Origin of the sequence: Kribbella sp. NPDC051620 (assembly GCF_044453825.1) — a bacterium.
GTDB lineage: Bacteria > Actinomycetota > Actinomycetes > Propionibacteriales > Kribbellaceae > Kribbella.
Genome location: NZ_JBITDB010000002.1, coordinates 1163516 through 1180246, shown reverse-complemented (window position 1 = coordinate 1180246; position 16731 = coordinate 1163516). Strand labels below are relative to the sequence as shown.

The following is a 16731-nucleotide window of genomic DNA, read 5'->3' as shown; positions in this document are numbered from 1 at the left end:
GGTGATTCTGGTCGTTCGATTCCTGTGGGGGGATAGCACATGTCCAGAATCACTTCGTCCTGTCTGCGCGCCGCCGTGCTGGCCGGGCTGCTCGGCTCCGGCCTGGTCGCGATCGCCGCGCCGGCCGCCACGGCCGCCACCATCACCGTCACCACGACGGCCGACGTCGTCAACGGGGGCGACGGCCTGACGTCGTTGCGGGAGGCGTTCACGACGGCCGGTACGAACGGTGCCGACGACACCATCTCGCTCGGCGCCGGGCTGACCTACTCGCTGACGGAGTGCGCCGGGCCGCTGACGCATGCCGACGGCCACGAACTCGTTGTCCAAGGCAACAACTCGACGATCGACCAGAGCTGCGACGCGACCGGCATCATCGACAGCACGGACCACGCCGGCCGGCTGGAGCTCCAGGACCTGATCGTCGACGGCGGCCCGAACGCCGCCGCCGTCGGGCTGGAGGGTGCGGCCGTCCGCTCGGACAGCGAGTTGCTGCTCGGCAATGTGGAGATCCGCAACGTGCTCTCGCCCGGCGGGTCGGTCGTCTGGTCGAGCTTCGACCACGGCATCACGCCGTACCGGCTGACGCTGAACAACAGCAACCTGCACAACAACAGCGGCAGCATCGTGAGCTGCGACAACTGCTCGGCGCATCTGACCGGTACGACGATCACGAACAACGTCGGGTCGGGCATCTCGCTGGTCGACGGCTATCCGCTCGTGCTCGACAACTCGACCGTCTCGCACAACACCCGGGCCGGGATCAGCAACACCGGCCAGGGCTTCCCGGCCAACAAGACCGAGCTCAACTTCACCCAGATCGAGAACAACGGCCGGGTCGGCATCCGCTGCGTGAACTGCGGCCGGCTCAACCTGTACTCGAGCGGCGTCGCGAACAACGGACTGACCGCGGTTGACGCCCTGGGCGGCATCTCGATGTCGATGTCGCAGCGCAGCGGCACCCCGGCATCGGGGATCAGCATCATGCTGTCCGGCATCACGGGCAACAAGAGCACGGTGTCCGGCGGCGGCCTGTCCGTCACCCCGGTGCTGGTCGAGGACGGCGGCAACACCGCCGTGACGTACATCGACCGGACGCCGATCGACAACAACATCTCGGCCGCCGACGGCGGCGGCGCGGCGATCAGCGTCGGCGACTTCAACGACTACAAGGGCAGCTTCATCGGCAACACGGCGGCGCAGCGCGGTGGCGGGCTGGCCTTCCTCACGGTCGGGCCTGACGTGGTGCCGACCTCGGCGCTGTGGCTGGACTCCAACGAGATCACGAACAACACCGCCGGTACCGACGGTGGCGGCGTGTACGCCTTCAGCGCGGGCTCGGTCGGCGGCTTCCAGCCGGTCATCTCCGCCAACACGGCGACCGGGAACGGTGGTGGCGTCAAGGTCGGCTTCGCCTACCAGGCCACGTTCGACGGCGGCAAGTACTACGGGAACCACGCGGCCAACGGCGCCGGCCTTGATCTGGCCGCGGAGTCGGTCAAGTTCGACAAGGCGACGATCAACGACAATTCCGTCGTACCGGCGGCCGGTGCCGGTGGTGGCGCGCGGATCTCGGCGATCGCGGCGAGCCTGCTGAACAGCACTGTCAACGGCAACACCGCGACCACCGGCGGCGGGCTGAGCTTCACCACCGCGACGCACGTCGACCTCACCCACGTGACGATGGCCGACGACCAGGCGACGACGGGCGCGCACATCGCCGCCGTACCGGCCGCCACGGTCGCCATCAGCCGCAGCGCTCTGGTGCTGCCGATCACCGGTACCGCGTGCGCCGGCGTCGGCGGCGCCTTCAACGGTGTCTCCGGCGGATTCTCCGTACTACGAGACGCCACCTGCGGCACCATCGCCTCCGACCTCGTGACGGCCGCCGACCCACAACTCGGCGCACTGTCGAACGGCTACCGGCTGCCGGCAACAACCAGCCCACTCGGTGGGCGGGTGCCGATCGCCAGCTGCACGACCGAGGACGACCAGCGGCTGCAGCCCCGCCCGCTCGGCGCGAACTGTGACGCCGGGTCGGTCGAGTTCGCCGAGACCGTCGCGCCGCCGAGCCCGGACAAGATGCTGACGGACCTGATCGCCGAGGTGAAGGCGCTGCACCTGCAGAAGGCGCTCGAGACCTCGCTGGTGCTGAAGCTCGAGAAGACCCGGCTCGCGATCAAGGCCAACAACAAAACGGTGGCGAAGGTGCTGCTGATCGCGTTCGTCGTCGAGGTGAAAGCCAACTCAGGCACGAAGATCCCGGCGGCCGCGGCCAGCCAGCTGGTGACGAAGGCAACTGCGATCCGGCACGCTCTGTAGGTACTCTGGACGGAGGCCCGGCGATCCGGCGGGCCTCCGGACGAGAAGGCGCCGTACCCGGTTCCCGACAAGACGACGCCGGTCCCTGGAGGGGCCGAGCTCATGCATGTCGTGGATGTGATCGAGATCGTTGGTGCTCTGACCGTCCTGGTGGCCTTTGCGGCTGCGCAGGCAGGACGGCTCGAGCAGAAGACGCTGTCGTACCAACTGCTGAACCTGATCGGGTCGGCGGTGCTGGCGGTGATCGCCGCGGTCGAGAGCTCTTGGGGCTTCCTGTTGCTGGAAGGCAGTTGGGCCCTCGTCAGCCTGATCGGGCTGCTGAGCCTGCTCCGGGCCGCCAAGCCCAGCACCGTGCGCCAGAACGGTTCAAGCTAGAACCGGTCGCCGGGCTCCGGGGTCGCCGGTGAACCTGTTCCGGGTGAGCCCGGCGGGGGGACCGTGACGGTCTCCGACGGGGTGCCTCCGGGGGTGGTCGGGCTCTCCGTGCCGTTCGAGTTGGGTGGCGGAGTGGTCGGCGTGACGGTGACGGTGAACGTGCGGTCCGGCGGCGGGATGAGCGGGTCGGGCTCCACGACGGGCGAGTGCCTGAACATCAGCCAGGCGACCAGGATCGCCACTGCCATCAGTACGGCCATCGTCAGCAGCGAGAGCGCCACCGCGAGCCAGGAGGCGGGCTTGAGCGCGGACGGCCAGGGCAGCGGCCAGAGCCGGAACAGGCCCGGACGGCGGCGGTTCTCCCAATAGTGCCGGAAGTCCGGCCCGCGAACGCGGCCGATCGGCGGGACCCGGTCCATCAGTACTGCGGACAGGACGTCCTCGCCGCGGCGCTCGGCGATCAGTTGCTCGTCCCCGGCTGCGCTCGAACCATCGTCAACGCGGACCGGTCCGAGCGCGGCCCAGAGCGCCAGCTCCTCGTCGTCCTCGTCGTTGTGCGCGAGTACGACGCCGTCGGGCAGCTCGTCGACGGCGGTGATGAACCGGTCGCGGGCGGCGGCGTCGTCGGAGGAGCCCTCGGTCATCATCGCGACGACCGCGCCACGGCCGGTCTCGTCTGCGGCGATGTAGAGGTAGCCCGCCGCATTGGCGCCCAGACGGCCGCGGAGCCAGAAGTCACCGACCCGCGGCGGGTCCTCCGGCAGCAACGGCAACGCGTCCGGTACGGCCCGCGCGGGATCCCCGGCGGGCAGCTCGGCAGGAGCCTCAGGCTCGGCCGGCGTCGCCGTGTCGGTCTGGGAGTCGGTCGCGGTCATCACCTCCAATCCCACCACATCCCCGGTAGCCATGTCGCCCGCGCCCGCCCGGTACGCCGGACTCGGGGCTGCCGGGGAGCCGCAGGCCGGAGTACGGGGTGTTCGGATTTGAGCGGCTGGGCAGGATAGGAGGGGAGCGGGGCGGGGCGCGCGCGTGCCCAGGTCCGGCGATCTGATGGAATGGGCGCCAGTTCCCGAGCGAAGACAAGGTCCGCACCCAGGACCCCGGAAGGACAGGCATGACCGAAACCACTGTGCCGACCGGGTCGGTGGCCCAGCAGTCACACCTGGTCAGTGAGGCGATCAGCGAGATCAAACGCGTGATCGTCGGCCAGGAGCACATGGTCGAGACGCTGATGGTGTCGCTGCTCGCCAAGGGTCACTGCCTGCTCGAGGGTGTCCCCGGCGTCGCCAAGACGCTGGCGGTCCGGACCTTCGCGTCGGTGGTCGGTGGTTCGTTTGCCCGGATCCAGTTCACCCCGGACCTGGTCCCGTCCGACATCGTCGGCACCCGGATCTACCGGCAGACCCGCGAGGCGTTCGACATCGAGCTCGGCCCGACCTTCGTGAACTTCGTCCTGGCCGACGAGGTGAACCGGGCCCCGGCCAAGGTGCAGTCGGCGATGCTTGAGCTGATGGCCGAGCGGCAGGTGTCGATCGGCGGCCAGACGTTCCCGATGCCGAAGCCGTTCATCGTGATCGCCACCCAGAACCCGATCGAGTCCGAGGGCGTCTACCCGCTGCCCGAGGCGCAGCGGGACCGGTTCCTGGTCAAGATCGACGTGCCGCACCCGCGCGGGCACGAGGAGTTCGAGATTCTCCGCCGGATGAGCGTCGACCCGCCGCAGGCCCGCCAGGTGCTCAAGCCCGAGACGATCATGGAGCTACAGCGCTCGGCCGAGCAGGTCTTCGTCCACAACCTGGTCGCGGAGTACGCCGTCCGCCTGGTGATGGCGACCCGGACGCCGTCCGACTTCCACCTGCCCGACCTGGAGCCGATCATCGAGCTCGGCGTCAGCCCGCGGGCCACCCTCGGCCTGGTCTCGGCCGGCCGGGCGCTGGCGCTGATCCACGGGCGCGACTACCTGCTCCCCAGCGACATCCAGACGATCGCGCTCGACGTGATGGGGCACCGGCTCGGGCTGACCTTCGACGCGGTCGCCGACAACATCGACCCCCGCGCCGTGGTCGAGCGGATCCTGGCCACCGTCCCGCCGCCGCAGCCGGTCTGGCGCGACGGTACCGACGGCAGCGGACGCCCCGAGTTCGTCTAGTGGCCAACCGACCAGACCCACGGGTTGCGATGACGATCTCGCAACTCGCTCCCGAGCGCGCGCTGCGCCGGCTCGAGCTGACGGTGGTCCGCCGGCTGGAGGGATTCCTGCACGGCGAACACCTCGGCCTGCTGCCCGGACCGGGCACCGAGCTGGCCGAGGCCCGCGAGTACCAGGTCGGCGACGACGTCCGCCGGATGGACTGGGCGGTCACAGCCCGGACGACGGTCCCGCACGTCCGCGACCTGATCGCGGACCGCGAGCTGGAGACCTGGGCGATGGTCGACCTGTCCGCCTCGATGGACTTCGGTACGTCGCAACTGGAGAAGCGTGAGCTGGCCGTGGCCGCGGTCGCCACCGTCGGCTTCCTCACCCATCGACTCGGTGACCGCTTCGGCGGGCTGATGCTGCGCGACTCGAGCCTGCGCCGCTGGCCGGCCCGGTCCGGGCGGCTCGCCCTCTACGGCCTGCTCCGGGCGTTGCTCGCCGAGACCGATCACGGTGAGCACCAGGCGCGCAGCGACCTGGCCGGCGCGCTGGACTCGATGGCCCGGACCCAGCGCAAGCGCGGCCTGCGGGTGATCGTGTCGGACTTCCTCACCCCCGAGGACGGCGAGATCGACAGCCGGATGGAGCCGTCCTGGGAGCGCTCGATGCGCAAGCTGACCGCCCAGCACCAGGTGCTCGCGGTCGAGATCGTCGACCCGCGCGAGCTGGAGATCCCGAACATCGGCGTCGTCATGATCGGCGACCCGGAGACCGGAGCGATCCGGGAGATCGACACCCGCAAACGCCGGGTGCGCGAGGAGTTCGCCGCGGCCGCGCTGGCGCAGCGGGAACGAACCAGGACGGCTCTGCGTAGGGTAGGAGCCGGACACCTGGTCCTGCGGACCGACCGGGACTGGGTCGCCGACACCGTGCGGTTCGTCCTCGCCTACCGGCGAATGGCGCCCCGCCTGCACCAACCGCCGAAGGGAGTGGCTCGCTGATGGAGTTCCTGTCTCCGGCCAGACTGTGGTTCCTGCTGTTCATCCCGGTCGTCGTCGCCGGGTACATCTTCCTGCAGCACCGGCGAGCGCAGTACGCGCTGCGGTTCACCAACATCGCACTGCTCGACCGGGTCGCGCCGCGCCGGCCGCAGTGGCGCCGGCACCTGGCGGTCGTCCTGGCCCTGTTCGCGACGGCGTCGTGCGTCATCGCCTTCGCGCAGCCCAAGGACGAGGTGAAGGTGCCGCGCGAGCGGGCCACCATCGTGGTCGCGATCGACGTGTCGCTGTCGATGATGGCGACCGACGTCGACCCGAACCGGCTGGAGGCGGCGAAGCGGTCGGCGAAGAACTTCGTCAGCCAGTTGCCGGCGAAGTTCAACGTGGCGGTGGTCAACTTCGCCGGGACCGCGTCGATCATCGTGCCGCCGACGACCGACCGGGCCACCGTGCAGCGGTCGATCGACGGGCTGGAGCTGGCCGAGTCGACGGCGACCGGCGAGGGGATCTTCACCTCGTTGCAGGCGCTCACTCAGGTACCGGCTGATCCGGAGCACCCGAACGACCCGGCTCCGGCGCGGATCGTGCTGCTCTCGGACGGCAAGCGCACGGTCGGGCGGACCGCCCAGGAAGGCGCGCAGGCGGCCAAGGCGAAGCACACGCCGGTCTACACGATCACCTTCGGTACGGACTCCGGCTTCATCGAGATGGACGGCATCCGCCAGCGCGTTCCCCCGGACCGCGCCGAGCTCCGCAGCGTCGCCGAGATCACCGGCGGAGAGGCCTATACGGCCGAATCCGCCGGCGAACTCGAAGACGTCTACAAGGACATCGGCTCCTCGGTCGGGTACGACAAGGTGGACAAGGAAGTCACCTCCCGCTTCGCCGGCATCGCGATGCTCTTCACCCTGCTGGCCGCCGGCGCCTGTATCGCCTTGGCCACCCGCTTCCCGTAACTAGTCCGCTCTGTCGGCGAAGGCAGTGATCCAGGCCAGGGCCGAGTTCCAGTTCACCGCGACCTCGTTGGTCGAGTACGAGCCGATGTTGTCGAGGTAGCAAGTGGCCGGCGCGCACCCCTGAAGCGCGCGTTGGGCCACGGGATCCTGCAGCCCCGAGTTCGGCCCACCCGCCAGCGATCCGGGAGCCGGCGACGGCAGCGTCGGGTCGAGCGACTTCGCCCAGAACCTGTGATGCTGGTTGTGGCTGTCCCGCTCGCCGTACCCCGTCACGTACGACTGGTTGATCGCGTTCCGCCCGAGCAGGTAGTCGAGCGACTCCAACGCCCCGTCCCGGTACTTCGGAAGCCGAGTCAGCGAGTACGCCGTCGCCATCACCATCGCGTTGTTGGCGACCGCGCTGTTCGACCCCCACACGTACTTGCCGTCCGCCGGCAGGTACGGATTGGCATACCCCTGCGCCCGCAGATCACCCAGGTACTTGTCCGCCACCCGCGCAATCCGGACAACCAGCTTCAAGTACTCAACGGGCGAAAGTCGCCTCGGCACCCGAGCGAGCGCGAGATCGGCCAGCCCACCCGTCTCCTGCCACGAGAAGCCGTCGGCTGCCTTCAGTTGCGTCGTGATCGCCTTCTTGTACGCCTGCTTGCCGGTAGTCGCGAACAGCTCAGCGGCCGCCCACGAGAACTCATCGGTCACCTTGGTGTCGTCGTACGCGCCACCGCCTTCCCCACCAGCCGGGGCATAGACCGCGGGGTTCGACAACGCCGCCTTCCAAGCCTTGTCCGCCGCCGTGAGGCACCGAGCGGCCAACGCTTTGTCCCATCGCGCATAGACCCGCGCGCACCGCGCACCGACCGCGGCGACGTTCAGCGTGGCCGCCGTCGACGGGGGATAGAGGTAACGCTGCTGCGGATCGTCAGCCGGCTTGAGCGGCAGCCCGGTCCACTTCTCGTCGTGGATCTTGTGATGCACCATCCCCGACGGCGCCTGCATCCGGAGCAGGAAGTCGATCTCCCACTTCGCCTCGTCCAGCACATCGGGAATCCTGTTGCCTGCTTCGGGAATCCGCAGCGTCTCGTCACCGGACTGCTCGTACTGGTCGAGCAGCTGCCACGCCGCCAGCGCCCCGTTGACGACGTACTTGCCGTGGTCGCCCGCGTCGTACCAACCACCCCGCACATCGAGGCTGTACGCGCAGGTCCCCGGGAAGCAGGGGACGGACGTGTCGCCCTTGTTGGGTGCGACGCCCAGATGGCCGGCGTCGCGAGCGCGTTCCGCGCCGACGTACTGGGCCTCGATCGGGATGCCGCTGCGGTTGTTGTAGAAGTACTCGAGCGCGTCCTGGGCCAGCGGCTTGTAGATACCGTTGCCGATGGCAAAGGGTTCGCTGAGTTGGTCGCCGACCGTCAGGCGATAGCCGTCGCCGGTGCCGCGGTACCGGCTGAAGTCGATCAGCTGGACGTTGGTACCGGACATCGGGTCGGCTCCGTACGGCTTGCTCTTGCCGTGGGCAACGACGCGATCAGCCGCGTCGAGCAGTTGCCAGTCGAGTGGGTTGGTCTCGTCGGTGACGTAGGTGGCTCGCTTCGGGCCGTTCTGCAGGTAGCCGAGCTGGTTGACCCGGACCGGAGAGCCGAAGTCCCGTACCCCACCAGGTGGTACGACACCGCCGACCAGCGAGATGTTGTCCAGGCAGAGCGTGTACGGCGTACTGCCGCCGCCGGCCTGGAAGCTGACCTGGGTGTGTTCCGAGGTGGTCGGCGACGTGCCGGTGAACGTGAACGTCTGGGTTGCGGTGGTGACGTCGACCGTCTTGTTCAGCACCGTCGCCATCGGCTGGGACGAGGTCTGCACGACGGCCCGGAACGTGGTCGCGAGGCTGGCCGACGCGTCGAAGCGCAGCGTGTAGAGCTGGCCGTCCTCCACCGGGACGTCGTCCTGGCCGATCATCGCGTCCCACACGTTCACCGTGCCGCCGGGGATCTCCGCGCACAGCCGCCCGCCGGTGACGGTCGCCGGGGTGTTCCCGCTGGTCCACCACGGACTCTTGTCGCCGCTGTCGAAGGTCCCGTTGAGGATCCGCTCGTACTGCGGACCGTCGGCCGCGGCGAGACTCGCCGGAGCGAGAGTTGCCGGGATGAGCAGAAAGGCGGTCAGGGTGGTCACTGAGCGCCTTCGGAGTGTGGGCATACGGCTACCTCCGGAGGATCGCACTGGGAGCGCTTTCAGTTTTGGCCTAGAGTCAGTGGCGTCGCCGTAGCGTGTCAAGACCGAAACCTCTTGCTTCACAACTGATCCTCCCTGCCCTATTGTCAGCCGGAAGCGCTCCCAGTCCAGGTGAAGGAGAACGGCCAGGTGACGACCCGCACGCCCAGGCGGCAGCCGACGCTCGACGAGGTCGCGGAGCGCGCGGGGGTGTCGCGATCGGCGGCGTCCCGGGTGATCAACAACGCGCCGAACGTCAGCCCCGCCAAGCGCGAAGCGGTCCGCCGTGCGGTCGACGACCTCGGCTACGTGCCCAACGCGACGGCTCGCGCGCTGGCGACCCAGCAGGCCGGGTCGGTCGTGCTGGCGATCTGCGGTGACGATCCGGCGATGTTCGCGGACCCGTTCTTCGCCGAGGTCATTGTCGGGGTGCACTCCGTCCTGGAGGAGACCGAGCTGGAGATGATGCTCTCGCTGGCGACCTCCGCACGCGGTCAGGCACGGCTGGAGCAGTTGCTGCGTACGCGGCAGGCCGACGGCGTGATGCTGATGTCGCTGCACGGCGACAACCCGCTGGCAGCGCTCGCGGACAGCGCCTCCATACCGGTCGTCTTCGGCGGCCGCCCGCTCAATTTCGAACCCCGGTACTACGTCGACGCAGACAACCGCGGCGGCGCCCGGCTGGCCGCCGAGCACCTCGTCCAGACCGGCCGCCGCCGGATCGCCACCATCACCGGACGCCTCGACGAGGGCGCCGGAATGGCCAGGCTGCAAGGCTTCCAGGACGCCCTCGCTGTCGCCGGCCTTGACAGCTCACTGGCCGAGAACGGCGAGTTCAGCGAGGACGGCGGCATTGCCGCGATGACCACGCTGCTCGAGCGGGCGTCTGACCTGGACGCTGTTTTCATCGCCTCCGACCAGATGGCTATCGGCGCCCTCCGCGTCCTTGCCCGCGCCGGCCGCTCGGTCCCCGGCGACGTCGCCGTCATCGGCTTCAACGACATCCCCAGCGCCCGCCACACCGACCCACCCCTGACCACGGTCCACCAGCCCATCCACGCCCTGGGCCGCGAAATGGCCCGAATGCTCCTGACCCTGATCTCTGGCGACCCACCGAGCCCCCTGATCCTCCCGACGCGATTGGTGATCCGCTCCTCGACCTGACGCCTGTGGACAACCTTGGTCCGATCAGAGTGAGTCCGGATACGCTCAAGTTGGAAGGACAGGGCGGCGCGGCGGTGCGGTGGTTGCGGACTGGGCGGTTCTGGATTGCGACACGATGGTGATGTGGTTGACACGGCGAGGTTGCTGGTGTTGGCGGGGTGGGTGGTGCAGTATGGACCTCGCCGTCCGGGATCGACGGTGGTTGTTCGAGAACGCTGGGGAAGGCGCAGCTCGAGCACAGGAGGTCCCGGTGGCGACGACTCGTGGCGTTTTATACGTCCACACCGTGCCGTCAGCGTTGTGCCCTCATGTTGAGTGGGCAGCGGGCGGCATCCTTGGTGTGCCCGTGAAACTCGACTGGACGCCGCAGCCCGCGGCGCAGGGAACGTACCGGGCAGAGCTGTCGTGGCAGGCCGAGGCCGGCACGGCGGCGAAGCTGGCATCGGCTCTGCGCGGCTGGCAGAAGCTGCGCTTCGAGGTCACCGAAGAGCCCAGCAACGGGGTCGAGGGCGAGCGGTACTCCTTCACGCCGACGCTCGGCGTCTTCCACGCGACCACCGGAGTGCACGGCGACATCATGGTGCCCGAGGAACGGCTGAAGGCAGCGATGCTGAAGGCCGCCACCGGCGAGGCCGATCTGACCGAGGAGGTCGAGCGGTTGCTCGGCCGGCCCTGGGACGACGAGCTCGAACCGTTCCGGTACGCCGGTGACGGCGCGCCGGTGCGCTGGCTGCACCAGGTCGTCTGAGCAGAACCTGAGAAGTTCAGAAGAAAGCTCGTGAGAGCAGGACATTCGGCGCGATCTGCACGATGCTATGAACAAGCTTCCCGTTGATCGGGAGACAGAAGTGGCCGCTGGGCCACCGGGTGTCGGGACACCCCCGGTTGTCACACACAGCGGCCGCACCACGTGAAAGGGCGCGGACCTCACGGTCCGCGCCCTTCTCTTTGCCTGGAAGCATTACAACGGAATGTTCCCGTGCCGCCCACGAACACGTCCGGTGGATTCGGCGGTGGCGATCGCGGCGGCCAGAGCTGAGCGAGTCTTCAGAGGCTCGACGATCTCGTCGACGACGCCGATCTGGCGGGCCCGCTCGATACCGCCGGCGATCTTCTCGTGCTCGGCGGCCAGTTCGGCCTCGACCTGCGGCCGCAGATCCGGCTCGACCTCGGCCAACCTACGGCGGTGCAGGATCCGGATCGCGGCGACCGCGCCCATCACGGCCACTTCGGCGCGGGGCCAGGCGAATACCCGGGTCGCGCCGAGCGAGCGGGCGTTCATCGCGATGTAGGCGCCGCCGTAGGTCTTGCGGGTCACGAGCGTGACGCGGGGTACGACGGATTCGGCGAAGGCGTGCAGTAGCTTGGCGCCGCGGCGTACGACGCCGTCCCACTCCTGCCCGACGCCGGGCAGATATCCCGGTACGTCGACCAGCACGACCATCGGCACGCCGAACGCGTCGCACATCCGCACGAACCGGGCAGCCTTCTCCGCCGACAACGCGTCCAGGCAACCGCCCAGCCGCAGCGGGTTGTTCGCGATCACGCCGACGGTACGACCGCCGAGCCGCCCAAGCGTCGTGACGATGTTCGGTGCCCACCGCTGGTGCAGTTCGACGCCGGACTCCTCGTCGAGGACCCCGCCGACCAGCGGGTGGACGTCGTAGGCACGCTTGGCCGACTCCGGCAGAAAGCCCGACAGGTCGGTGTCGGAGACCTCATCGGCCACCGCACCGGGATTGGCGAACAGGTCCGCGAGCCGGCGGGCCTTCTCGATCGCGGCCGCCTCGGAGTCGGTGGTGATGTGCACGACGCCCGAGCGTCGCCCGTGCGGTTCGGGGCCACCGAGTCGCAGCATGTCGACGTCTTCGCCGGTGACCGAGCGGACCACGTCCGGGCCGGTGACGAAGATCCGTCCCTCTGGGCCGAGGATGACGATGTCGGTCAACGCCGGCCCGTACGCCGCGCCACCCGCGGCGGGGCCAAGTACGACGGAGATCTGGGGGATCTTGCCCGAGGCCTGGGTCATCTCGTAGAAGATCTTGCCGACCGCGTGCAGCGACAGCACGCCCTCGGCCAGCCGCGCGCCACCGGAGTGCCACAACCCGATGATCGGCAGCTCCTCCGCGCGAGCCACCCGATACGCCTGTACGACGACCTCGCAGCCCTCATCACCCATCGCCCCACCCATCACGGTGGCGTCCGAGCAGAACGCGATCACCGGGGCGCCCGCGATCATGCCCCGCGCGGCCAGCATCCCGGACAGGTTGTCGGGGGTGATCAGCTCGAGCGTGCCCGGGTCGAACAGCGCGGTGAGCCGGGAGACCGGGTTGCGGGGATCCTCGTCGCGCGGCAGCTTGACCGGCTTCACGGGGGCGGTGGTCATGGGCATCTCCCGGGGGTTGGAAGGGCACGGACTACAGCCGGGCTCAGGGCCGAAGCCAGGTGCGCGGACCGGAGACGAGCCGGGGCCGGCAGCCCCGGCTCGTCATGGATCAGACCGACTCACTGCATCGAATTGATGCACTGCATCAGTTCGATTTACTGCGTCAGACTGATTTACTGCATCAAATCGACTTACTGCATCAGATCGACTTGAAGGCGAGGGCGACGTTGTGGCCGCCGAAGCCGAAGGAGTTGTTCAGCGCGGCGATGTCCCCGTCGCCGAGCTTGCGCGGCTCGGTGGCGATGTCGAGTTCGACACCGTCGTCGACCTTGTCCAGGTTGATCGTCGGCGGTACCAGCCGGTGGTGCAGGGCGAGCACGGTGGCGATCGACTCGACCGCTCCGGCCGCGCCGAGCAGGTGGCCGATCATCGACTTGGGCGCGGTCGCGACGGCGGTGTCGGCGACCTTGCCGAGCGCCTTGCGGATCGCGATCGCCTCGGCGACGTCGCCGGCCGGGGTCGAGGTCGCGTGCGCGTTGATGTGCACGATGTCGCCGGTGGCCAGGTCGCCCTCGCGCAGCGCCTGCAGCATCGCGCGCTCGGCGCCCGAACCGGTCGGGTCGGGCTGCACGATGTCGTGGCCGTCGGCGGTGATCCCGGCGCCGGCGAACTCGGCGTAGATCTTCGCGCCGCGGGCGATCGCGTGGTCGTAGCTCTCCAGCACCAGGACTCCGGCGCCTTCACCGAGCAGGAAGCCGTCGCGGTCGACGTCCCACGGACGGGACGCGCGCTCGGGGTCGTCGTTGCGCTTGCTCAGCGCCATCATCTGGCCGAACGCGGCCAGCGGCAGCCCGGCGATCGAACCCTCGGCGCCACCGGCGACGACGATGTCGGCGCGGCCCAGCCGGATCTGGTCGGCGGCCAGCGAGATGGCCTCGTTGCTCGATGCGCAGGCCGAGACAGGAGTCTGTACGCCGGCCAGCGCACCCAACTCGAGGCCGACGTTCGCGGCGGCCGAGTTCGGCATCAGCATCGGGATCGCGAGCGGGGAGACCCGGCGCGGACCCTTCTGCAGCAGGTCGTAGTTGGCCAGCGTGGTCATCAGGCCGCCGATTCCGGTGGCGATCGCCACGCCGAGGCGGGTCTTGTCCAGCTCGACGTCGGCCAGGCCGGAGTCGGCCCAGGCCTCGCGGGACGCGACGATGGCGAACTGCGCGTTGCGGTCCAGCCGGCGGGCCTTCACCCGCTCGATGATCTCGGTGGGTTCGACAGCGGCGGGAGCGGCGATCTTCACCGGCAGCTCCTCGACCCAGTCGGCGGTGAGCAGCTTCGCGCCGGACTTGCCGGCCAGCAGCGCCTCCCAGGTGCTGGCGACGTCGCCCCCGACCGGGGTGGTCGCTCCGAGCCCGGTGATGACGACTCGGGTCTTCGACATGGTTACCTCATCCTTCGGCGTATCAACGGGTGGGGGAGACCGGTACGGCGTACCGGCTGGGGCTGGAGCGGCAGCTCACCGGACCCTGCGATCCGGTGAGCCCGCCACGGCTGCCAGCACGATCGAATCCAGAAGGAGTCGATCAGCCGTTCTGGGCGCGCTCGATGAACGCGACGGCGTCACCGACGGTCTTCAGGTTCTTGACCTCGTCGTCGGGGATCTTGACGCTGAACTTCTCCTCGGCGGCCACGACCACCTCGACCATGGAGAGCGAGTCGACGTCGAGGTCGTCGGTGAAGGACTTGTCCAGCTGGACGTCCTCGACCGGGATGCCGGCGATCTCGTTGACGATCTCGGCGAGGTCGGAGCGGATCTCTTCGGTGCTGGCCATCTGTTTGGTTACCTTTCGGATGTACTTCGTTTGCTGGGTACGTCGCCGGAGCCGGCCACCTGAGCCGTCCCCGGACATCTGTTGGGGCGGTAGCCGTTACGGGAGGCGGATCACCTGGGCGGCGAAGGTGAGCCCCGCGCCGAAGCCGATGATGAGCGCCACGTCGCCGCTCTTCGCCTCGCCGTTCTCGCGCATCGTGGCGATGGCGAGCGGGATTGACGCGGCCGACGTGTTGCCCTGCCGCTCGATGTCACGGGCCACCTTGACGCTCTCCGGCAGCTTGAGCGTGCGCCGCATTGCGTCGGTGATCCGCATGTTCGCCTGGTGCGGGATGAACAGGTCGAGGTCCTCGGGCTTCACACCCGCCACGTCGAGCGCCTGCTGCGCGGTCTTGGCCATCTCGAACGACGCCCAGCGGAACACCGGGTTGCCGTCCATCGTGAGGTGCGGCCACTGGTAGCTGCCATGCGCCTCGACCCACGACTCCTTCTGGCTGATCACCTCGTGCTGGGTGCCGTCCGAACCCCAGACGACCGGGCCGATGCCCGCCTCGTCGGACGGTCCGACCACGGCCGCGCCGGCGCCGTCGGCGAAGATGAACGCGGTACTGCGGTCGGTCCGGTCGGTGATGTCGCTGAGCCGCTCGACCCCGATCACCAGCACGTACTTCGCGCTGCCGCCGCGGACCAGGTCGTTGGCCATCGCGATCCCGTAGCAGAACCCGGCACAGGCGGCCGAGATGTCGAACGCGGCAGCCGTCGGGGCGCCGACGGCGACGGCGATCTGCGTGGCGATCGCGGGGGTCTGGTACAGGTGTGTGACGGTGGCGACGACGACGCAGCCGATCTGTGCCGGGTCGATGCCGGAGTCGACCAGGGCCTCCTTGGCCGCGTTCGTCGACATCATCAGCACGGTCTCGTCGTCGGAGGCCCAGCGCCGCTCCTTGATCCCGGAGCGGGTCTGGATCCACTCGTCGCTGGAGTCGATCTGCTCCAGGATCTCCGAGTTCGGCACCACTCTGCGCGGCCGGTACGAGCCGAGGCCCAGTACTGCGGCGTGTGCCGCTCCGGTCGACTCTGCGATCTGTCCGCCCATGTCAGTTCACTCCACTCGGGTGCAGCCGCACGAGCGGCTGTCCAGGGGCGACGGGGTCGCCTTCTTCGACCAGCCACTCGACCACGCTGCCGCCGTGCGGCGCGCGGACCTCGACCTCGTCGCGCAGGCTCTTCACCAGCGCGACCACCTCACCGGCCTCGACGGTGTCGCCCGCCTCGCGGGTGATCTGACCCTCACGGGTGAAGGTGCCCTTCATCGGCGCGACCAGCAGCCGCCAGGTCGGCGACGCGTTGATCTCGGACGGGCTGCCGTGCTTGTCCACGAACGCGCGGGCGTCGTCGAGCTGGTCCGGCGTCTTCAGCGCGAACACCTCGACGCCCTTGAGCGCGCGCCGGGCGATCCCGGTCAGCGTGCCGGCCGGGGTCATCTCCAGGATGCCGGTGACCTGCAGGTCGGCCATCGTCTGCATGCACAGGTCCCAGCGGACCGGCGCGTTGACCTGCTGCACCAGGCGGCGCAGTACGTCGCGGCCGTCGTGCACGATCTGGCCGTCACGGTTCGAGATCAGCCGGGTGCGCGGGTCGTGCGTGGTGATGGAGCGGGCATAACCGGCCAGCGTCTGGACGGCCGGCTCCATGTGCTTGGTGTGGAAGGCGCCCGCGACGGACAGCGGGATCAGCCGGGTTTTCTCCGGCGGATCGGCCTGCAGCGCGGCCAGCTCCTCGACCGTACCGGCGGCGACGATCTGGCCGGGGCCGTTGTCGTTGGCGGCGGTCAGCCCGTACTGCTCCAGCTTGGCGAGGATCTCCTCGCGGTCGCCGCCGAGCACCGCGGTCATCGAGGTCGGCGTGAGGGCCGAGGCGGCGGCCATCGCCTTGCCGCGCTCGCGGACCAGCACCATCGCCTGCTCACCGGTGATCACGCCCGCGCCGACGGCGGCGGCGATCTCACCGACGCTGTGGCCGGCCAGCGCGCCGATCTTCTCGAAGGAGTCGCCGGGGTGCGGGAACAGCGCCAGCGCGGACAGCATGCTGGCGGCGACCAGCAGCGGCTGGGCGATCGCGGTGTCCCGGATCGTCTCGGCGTCGGCCTTGGTGCCGTAGTGGGCGAGGTCGAGGCCGGCGACCGCGGACAGCCAGTTCAGCCGGTTCTCGAAGACGGGGTCGGCCAGCCACGGCTCGAGGAATCCTGGGGTCTGGGCGCCCTGTCCGGGCGCGGCGATGACGAGCACGAGAACAACTCTCCCTGAGGCAGCCGGTTCGCGGAGCACAATGCGGCACGAATTCTACCCGCAGGACTTTGT

The 16731-nt window shown here is 69.2% G+C and carries 14 protein-coding genes and 1 riboswitch; of the genes, 7 read left to right on the top strand and 7 right to left on the bottom strand.

Going from position 1 to position 16731, the window contains the following annotated elements; all coding sequences use genetic code 11:
* Positions 1-39: 39 nt before the first annotated feature.
* Together ACIA12_RS12650 and ACIA12_RS12645 are read left to right on the top strand one after the other, a co-directional pair.
* Positions 40-2322, top strand: a complete 2283-nt coding sequence (locus ACIA12_RS12650) for a right-handed parallel beta-helix repeat-containing protein (protein WP_396367059.1) — start codon at positions 40-42, stop codon at positions 2320-2322.
* Between the two features lie 11 nt (positions 2323-2333).
* Positions 2334-2403: riboswitch (guanidine-III (ykkC-III) riboswitch) on the top strand.
* Positions 2404-2424: 21 nt separating this feature from the next.
* Positions 2425-2697 carry a hypothetical protein gene (locus tag ACIA12_RS12645; protein WP_396367058.1) on the top strand — a complete coding sequence of 91 codons (273 nt, stop codon included), beginning with the start codon at positions 2425-2427 and terminating at the stop codon, positions 2695-2697.
* Here the strand turns inward: ACIA12_RS12645 and ACIA12_RS12640 are convergent.
* Complete coding sequence (locus ACIA12_RS12640; RefSeq protein ID WP_396367057.1) at positions 2694-3572, bottom strand: hypothetical protein; 879 nt, start codon at positions 3570-3572, stop codon at positions 2694-2696. The genes ACIA12_RS12645 and ACIA12_RS12640 overlap by 4 nt on opposite strands.
* Positions 3573-3811: 239 nt before the next feature.
* On the opposite strand from ACIA12_RS12640, the gene ACIA12_RS12635 reads away from it, so the two are divergent.
* From ACIA12_RS12635 to ACIA12_RS12625, 3 genes are read left to right on the top strand one after another with little or no spacing between them, the layout of a single operon-like run.
* The gene (locus ACIA12_RS12635) at positions 3812-4846 is read left to right on the top strand and encodes an AAA family ATPase (protein ID WP_396367056.1); all 1035 of its coding nucleotides are present in this window, start codon (positions 3812-3814) and stop codon (positions 4844-4846) included.
* 29 nt (positions 4847-4875) lie between these two features.
* Entirely contained in the window at positions 4876-5835 is a 960-nt protein-coding gene (locus ACIA12_RS12630; RefSeq protein WP_396367055.1) for a DUF58 domain-containing protein, read from the top strand.
* A complete protein-coding gene (locus ACIA12_RS12625) occupies positions 5835-6788 on the top strand; it encodes a VWA domain-containing protein (RefSeq protein ID WP_396367054.1) in 954 nt (317 codons plus the stop codon). Before ACIA12_RS12630 ends, ACIA12_RS12625 begins: the two co-directional genes overlap by 1 nt.
* On the opposite strand, the gene ACIA12_RS12620 is transcribed toward ACIA12_RS12625, so the two are convergent.
* The gene (locus ACIA12_RS12620) at positions 6789-8957 is read right to left on the bottom strand and encodes a glycoside hydrolase family 9 protein (protein ID WP_396367053.1); all 2169 of its coding nucleotides are present in this window, start codon (positions 8955-8957) and stop codon (positions 6789-6791) included. It abuts the gene before it with no gap.
* A gap of 189 nt (positions 8958-9146) precedes the next feature.
* Between ACIA12_RS12620 and ACIA12_RS12615 the strand changes: the two genes are divergently transcribed.
* A complete protein-coding gene (locus ACIA12_RS12615) occupies positions 9147-10160 on the top strand; it encodes a LacI family DNA-binding transcriptional regulator (protein ID WP_396367052.1) in 1014 nt (337 codons plus the stop codon).
* Positions 10161-10410: 250 nt separating this feature from the next.
* Positions 10411-10908, top strand: a complete 498-nt coding sequence (locus ACIA12_RS12610; RefSeq protein ID WP_396367051.1) for a DUF3145 domain-containing protein — start codon at positions 10411-10413, stop codon at positions 10906-10908.
* Positions 10909-11121: 213 nt separating this feature from the next.
* Here ACIA12_RS12610 and ACIA12_RS12605 read toward each other — a convergent pair whose 3' ends face one another.
* The 5 genes from ACIA12_RS12605 to ACIA12_RS12585 all read right to left on the bottom strand — a co-directional run bounded on the left by ACIA12_RS12605 (position 11122) and on the right by ACIA12_RS12585 (position 16659).
* Positions 11122-12546: an acyl-CoA carboxylase subunit beta gene (locus ACIA12_RS12605; RefSeq protein WP_396367050.1), complete on the bottom strand. Its 1425-nt coding sequence runs from the start codon at positions 12544-12546 to the stop codon at positions 11122-11124.
* Between the two features lie 199 nt (positions 12547-12745).
* On the bottom strand, positions 12746-13981 hold the full coding sequence (locus ACIA12_RS12600) for a beta-ketoacyl-[acyl-carrier-protein] synthase family protein (RefSeq protein WP_396367049.1): 1236 nt from the start codon (positions 13979-13981) through the stop codon (positions 12746-12748).
* Positions 13982-14123: 142 nt separating this feature from the next.
* Complete coding sequence (locus tag ACIA12_RS12595; RefSeq protein ID WP_270131318.1) at positions 14124-14372, bottom strand: acyl carrier protein; 249 nt, start codon at positions 14370-14372, stop codon at positions 14124-14126.
* 96 nt (positions 14373-14468) lie between these two features.
* On the bottom strand, positions 14469-15467 hold the full coding sequence (locus tag ACIA12_RS12590) for a beta-ketoacyl-ACP synthase III (protein ID WP_396367048.1): 999 nt from the start codon (positions 15465-15467) through the stop codon (positions 14469-14471).
* Between the two features lies 1 nt (position 15468).
* Positions 15469-16659, bottom strand: a complete 1191-nt coding sequence (locus ACIA12_RS12585; protein ID WP_396367047.1) for an acyltransferase domain-containing protein — start codon at positions 16657-16659, stop codon at positions 15469-15471.
* Positions 16660-16731: the final 72 nt, after the last annotated feature.